Source organism: Neisseria sp. P0022.S010 (assembly GCF_051956635.1).
This window is the reverse complement of record NZ_JBQCXF010000173.1, coordinates 1-5746: the sequence shown is the minus strand read 5'-3', so window position 1 is coordinate 5746 and position 5746 is coordinate 1. Positions and strand designations below refer to the sequence as shown.

Below are 5746 nucleotides of genomic sequence, written 5' to 3'. Positions count from 1 at the left end.
ATAAAATTAAGAATTGAACGGAGCACAAATATGGACTTTGAAAAAGCGCGTTTCAATATGGTTGAACAGCAGATTCGTCCGTGGGATGTCTTGGACTTCGACATTTTGGATGCTTTGGAGGAGATCGAGCGCGAACATTTTGTCGGCGAGGCTTTTCAAGGTTTGGCCTATGCGGATATGGAGCTGCCGCTGACCAACGGCCATAAGATGTTGGAACCCAAAGTCGTTGCCCGCCTGGCTCAAGGTTTGAAACTGAAAAAAGACGAAACCGTCTTAGAAATCGGTACAGGTTCAGGCTATGCAACCGCCCTGCTGTCCAAACTGGCCGGCAAAGTCGTCACTGACGACATCGATGCCGAGCAGCAGCAACGCGCCAAAAAAGTTTTGGACGAATTGGGCTTTACCAACGTCGATTATGTGCAAAACAACGGCCTGACCGAAGCATCGCAAGGCGCTCCTTTTGATGCGATTTATGTGGGCGGCGCAGTAGACAGCATACCTGAAATTCTGAAAGAGCAACTGAAAGACGGCGGCCGTATGGTGGTCATCGTCGGCCGCAAACCGGTACAACGCGCGCTTTTGCTGACGCGTAACGGCAATGAGTTTTCCGAAAAGGTATTGTTCGACACCGTCGTAGCCCACTTGGAAGATAAATCGGCCAATCCGTTCGGCGATTTCGATTTTTAAACAACAGGCCGTCTGAAAGTTCAGACGGCCTCATACTTTTATACCCAACCCTATGACCGACATTATCCAACTCTCGCCCACCGAATTGAAACAATGGCAGGACGAAGGCCGCGCATTTCATCTGCTCGACGTCCGCACCGATGAAGAACGCGCCATCTGCACCCTGCCCGCCGCCATTCATATCCCGATGAACCTCATCCCCCTGCGTCAAAACGAGCTGCCCGACGACGATTTACCCATTGTCGTTTACTGCCACCACGGCATCCGCAGCCTGCACACGGCAATGTATTTAGAAGACGCCGGATTTGAAAACCTCTACAACCTGCAAGGCGGTATCGATGCTTGGGCAATGCAGGTGGACAGCAAAATGATGCGATATTGAATCGGTTTTATCAATAAAAGGCCGTCTGAAACTGGATTTCAGACGGCCTTTTCAAACCTTTCTGCTTACGCTTGCAAGCTAGCGACAAACTGCTGTACGGCCGGCACAGCCAAAATCAACAGCAATACCAATACGGCTTTTTCCACACGGTTGAACTGACAACTTCCGTAGTGTTTCTTTTGCGAATAGAGAAACAGCAATACTCCGGGCAAATAGAGCAAGACTGAAAGCAGCAAATATTCCGTGCCTGCCGCATAGACAATCCAAACCGCATAAAGCGTTGCTGCCGCGCCGATAAGACGGTATTTTGCCGCAGCCTTTTGTGTCAGCGATAATTTGAGCAGATATGCACCAATTAACAGATACGGTATCAAAATCATGGAAGTCGATACCATCAGCAAGGCAGAATAATCCTCGCCTTTTAACCACACCAGCAATAGGCAAACCTGCACGGTCAAGGTGGTAAACATCAACGAACCCTGCGGCACTTCGTTTTTATTCAACGGGATAAACGATTCTGGAAATGCGCCGTTTCTCGCACCCATGTGCGGAATCTCGGTCGCATACAGCGTCCAGCTTAAATAAGACGACAGCACAGACACAATCAGGCAAGAAGAAATCAGCACTTTACCCCAAGGACCGACCATGTGCGCCAACACGCCCGCCATAGACGGATTAGCCATTACTGCAATATCCACACGAGGCAAAATGCCTTGAGCCAAGACGGTAATTGCCACATACATTGCCAGCGTCAAGCTGACTCCGATAATGGTTGCTCGACCGACATCAGCACGACTTCGCGCATACTTGGACAAAACCGCCGCACCCTCAATACCGGTAAACACCCACAGCGTAATCAGCATTGTGTTTTTCACCTGCGTCATCAGGCTGACATCAGGATTTTCAGGCGTAGTAAGGCTCGCCCCTGTCCAATCGGACATAAACACTTCGGTTTGAAAGAAATAGGCTGCCATACCGATAAATAAAATCAGCGGAAATACTTTGACTGCTGTCGCAATCAGGTTCACTCCTGCCGCTTCTTTAATACCGCGCACTACCAACCAGTAAATCAGCCACACAATTACCGATTCACCGACAAAAGCGGCAAATGTGTTGCCTTTACCGAAAATCACGTTGTCCGGCGTATCGACAAATCCGCCTACTGCTTCAAACGCAACCACCAAATAGCCGACAATACCGACCGTAGTGCAAAGCCAATAGCCCCACGCCGAGAAAAAACCCATCAAATCGCCGAAGCCGTCGCGGGCGTACGTATAAATACCGCCGTCCAATTCGGGCTTAAGTTTGGACAAGGCCGAAAATGACAGACCGAGAAAGATAATGCCCACACCGGTAATCAGCCAACCCAGCAGCAAAGCCTGCGAACCTGCGACGGCAGCCATATTCTGCGGCAGGCTGAAAATACCCGAACCAATCATGGAACTGATAACCAAGGCCGTCAGCGCGGCCAAGCCGATTTGAGATTTTTGCGACATGTTTATTCCTGATTTTTATAATTATGTATTTGTAAAGCGACGGCATTACCGGCTTTTTTAGCCTGTTCTAACCGTATCAAAATATTATGCGACCACTTTCAGACGGCCTTAAATCCTTGCGCCAACGCACGGATATGTTCAGGTGCGATACCGCAGCACCCGCCGATGATTTCAGCACCCAAATCCGCCCATTGTCTCGCCCACGCCAAATAATTTTCCGGCGTAGCATCGGCACGAATCGGATCCAAACCATCGTTGGCCTCGTTCATCTGTCCTTGTACCGGCTCAAATGCATTGGCGTAAACACCCAGTTTCAGACGGCCTTGGGCTTCATGTGCCACTTTCAAAGCTTCCGCCATCACTTCAGGCTGACTGCAATTGAACAACATTGCCGCCGCACCTATCTCTACCGCGAAAACCGCCGCCTCGTGCACGTTTTCTCCCGAACGCAACACCGGTACATCATGCGGCATCGTATCTTCCAAAGTAAACGACACCCAAAACGGTTTACCGTCCTCGGGCAGACTGCTGCGCCAGAAACGCGCTTCTTCCAAGCTGGATACGGTTTCTGCCAACCAAATATCAGCAAACGGCATCAAACCCGATATTAAAGAGCGCGCCAAAGCAGGTGCGACTTGTTTGTCAAACAAGTCAGGGCGGTAAGAACCGAACAACGGCGGCAGGCTTGCGGCCACTTTTGCAGTAGTCCCGCTTTGTTCCACCGCTTCACGCGCCAAACGGCCCGCCAGCCTTGCCCATTCGGTAGCTTGAGCATCAAAGCGCTCCTGCCCGATATGAAACGGAACAAGCGCATAGCTGTTGGTCGTAACTACTTGTGCGCCTGCTCGAAGAAAGTCCAAATGCGTTTCGCGTACAATCTCCGGCGTTTCCATCAAAGCCAAAGCAGACCATTCCGGCTGACGAAACGGTGCGCCTCGCCGATGCAGTTCACGCCCCATTCCGCCGTCTAAAATCGTTACCGTCATGATCGACCTCCAATGATGATTTTTTAAAATCGCCATTCTACGCTTTTTTAACTCCTTATCTTTAATCTATAAAGAACTAAACTTATGCAGTTTTGTCATATAAAAGGCCGTCTGAAACTGGGTTTCAGACGGCCTTTGCGATTATTTCACAAACCGTGCATCTGCCATAAACGGCCGTGTAGCCGCCGGTTTGGCGGAATAAAAGCGGGAGAAAGTGCTGTCGATTTTGGTCTGTATCGGTTTACCGTCCAATGTTGCCGATGCTTCCAATTTCACGCCACCGCCACTGGTCTCACCTAATTTCATATTTGGCAACGTCAGTTTGGCAATATTGAGTTTCACATTTTCCACTTTGGTATCGGGAGACATCAGCTGTTTGCCGACGGGGCGGATTTTCTCACCCTCATCATGAGGCGCGGCACCACCATTGTCGTCAACCACGCCGATATTAATCAATCGTGCAGACGCCAAATCCATCTTGCCGTTTTTAACCGGGATACCGACAAACAGTTTTACGCCGCGATGAATGAACGTATTGTCCCGCCACTGAGTTTGGCCCTCTTTCGGCGGTTTGGTTTCTGCTGCCACCGAATAAGTGCGGCCCATAATCATCAATTTATAGCCCGGAATTTTTTTCGCACCCAACCCATCGGTAATGTCTTCGACCAGTTGCGGCGCAGTCAAGGTTTCGTTTGCCAAAATACGGGCTGAAGTTTCTGCCAGATGGGCGGGCTTGCCGTCTATGGTCAATGCCTGTTCATGGCCGAAATCAGACGCAAATACAGGCACGGCGGCCAGTGCGGCGGCCAATGCCAGAATACGGATAGTTTTCATTGCAGACTCCTGATAAAAATGTAATTGGGTTGATTACCCGATAAAATCCGGGCAATATTGATAGGAGTCGATATTTTTATATAAATGATACAGATTATCAAGAATATTTATCTTTAAAAATAAAAAAGGCCGTCTGAAAACCAGTTTCAGACGGCCTTTTCAATTTACTTAAAACCTTCATCAGTCTTTGAAGCGTTTGAATACCAATGTGCCGTTGGTACCGCCAAAGCCGAAGGAATTGGAGATGGCAACGTCGATTTTCGCGTCACGCGCTTCGTTGGCACAGTAGTCCAGATCACAACCGGCTTCAACGTCTTGTTCAAAGATGTTGATGGTCGGTGGAGATTTTTGTTCGTGTACCGCCAACACGCTGTACAACGCTTCCACGCCGCCTGCCGCGCCGAGCAAGTGGCCGGTCATGGATTTGGTGGAGTTGACGATGACTTTGCGGGCATGGTCGCCCAGCGCGCGTTTGAGCGCTTTGGTTTCGTTGGCATCGCCCAACGGAGTGGATGTACCGTGTGCGTTGACGTAATCGACGTCTTCGGGATTCAGTCCGGCATCCTTCAACGCGCGGGTAACCGCCAATGCAGGGCCTTCTTCGTTCGGAGCGGTGATGTGGTAGGCATCGGAACTCATGCCGAAACCGACGATTTCGGCGTAAATTTTCGCGCCGCGTTTTTTCGCGTGTTCCAATTCTTCCAACACCAGCACGCCCGCACCTTCTCCGATGACGAAACCGTCGCGGCCTTTGTCCCACGGACGGGAAGCGGTGACGGGATCGTCGTTGCGGGTGGAAAGGGCTTTCATTGCAGCGAAGCCGCCTACGCCCAAAGTGCTGATTGCACCTTCGGCACCGCCTGCAATCATCACGTCCGCGTCGCCGTATTTAATCAGTCGGGCGGAGTCGCCGATGGAGTGCGCGCCGGTCGTACAGGCAGACACCATGCCGTAGCTCGGGCCGCGGTAGCCTTTGAGGATGGTGACGTGGCCGGAAATCAGGTTAATCAGCGAGCCTGGGATAAAGAAAGGATTGATTTTGCGCGCGCCGCCTTCGATAACGGCTTTGCCGGTCGCTTCAATGCTCGGCAGGCCGCCGATACCGGAGCCGATGTTGACACCGACGCGGTCTTTGTCGAGGGTTTCCAAATCGTCCAAGCCTGAATCATTGATGGCTTGCAGGGCGGCGGCAATACCGTAGTGGATGAACACGTCCATACGGCGCGCTTCTTTTGCGCTGATGTATTGGCCGATGTCGAAATCGCGCACTTCGCCGGCGATTTGGCTGTTGATGTCGGATGCGTCAAAGCGGGTAATCCGTCCGATGCCGCTTTTGCCTGCGAGCAGATTGCTCCATGCGG

General features: G+C 51.1%; 6 protein-coding genes. 2 read left to right on the top strand and 4 right to left on the bottom strand.

Annotated elements, in window-relative coordinates; genetic code table 11:
* Positions 1–30 precede the first annotated feature (30 nt).
* Both ACTHUT_RS12910 and ACTHUT_RS12905 read left to right on the top strand, forming a co-directional pair.
* On the top strand, positions 31–687 hold the full coding sequence (locus tag ACTHUT_RS12910) for a protein-L-isoaspartate O-methyltransferase family protein (protein ID WP_250601485.1): 657 nt from the start codon (positions 31–33) through the stop codon (positions 685–687).
* A 52-nt stretch (positions 688–739) separates the two neighbouring features.
* Positions 740–1069 (top strand): rhodanese-like domain-containing protein, encoded by a 330-nt coding sequence (locus ACTHUT_RS12905; protein WP_003679997.1) that lies wholly within the window; start codon positions 740–742, stop codon positions 1067–1069.
* Between the two features lie 65 nt (positions 1070–1134).
* On the opposite strand, the gene ACTHUT_RS12900 is transcribed toward ACTHUT_RS12905, so the two are convergent.
* From ACTHUT_RS12900 to fabF, 4 genes are all read right to left on the bottom strand, one after another.
* Positions 1135–2565: a basic amino acid/polyamine antiporter gene (locus tag ACTHUT_RS12900; protein WP_440418867.1), complete on the bottom strand. Its 1431-nt coding sequence runs from the start codon at positions 2563–2565 to the stop codon at positions 1135–1137.
* 98 nt (positions 2566–2663) lie between these two features.
* Entirely contained in the window at positions 2664–3551 is an 888-nt protein-coding gene (locus ACTHUT_RS12895; RefSeq protein WP_440418866.1) for a homocysteine S-methyltransferase family protein, read from the bottom strand.
* A 141-nt stretch (positions 3552–3692) separates the two neighbouring features.
* Positions 3693–4385 carry a hypothetical protein gene (locus ACTHUT_RS12890; protein ID WP_250601489.1) on the bottom strand — a complete coding sequence of 231 codons (693 nt, stop codon included), beginning with the start codon at positions 4383–4385 and terminating at the stop codon, positions 3693–3695.
* Between the two features lie 180 nt (positions 4386–4565).
* Positions 4566–5746 (bottom strand): beta-ketoacyl-ACP synthase II (gene fabF / locus ACTHUT_RS12885; protein ID WP_440418865.1); only part of this gene is annotated, 1181 nt, incomplete at its 5' end.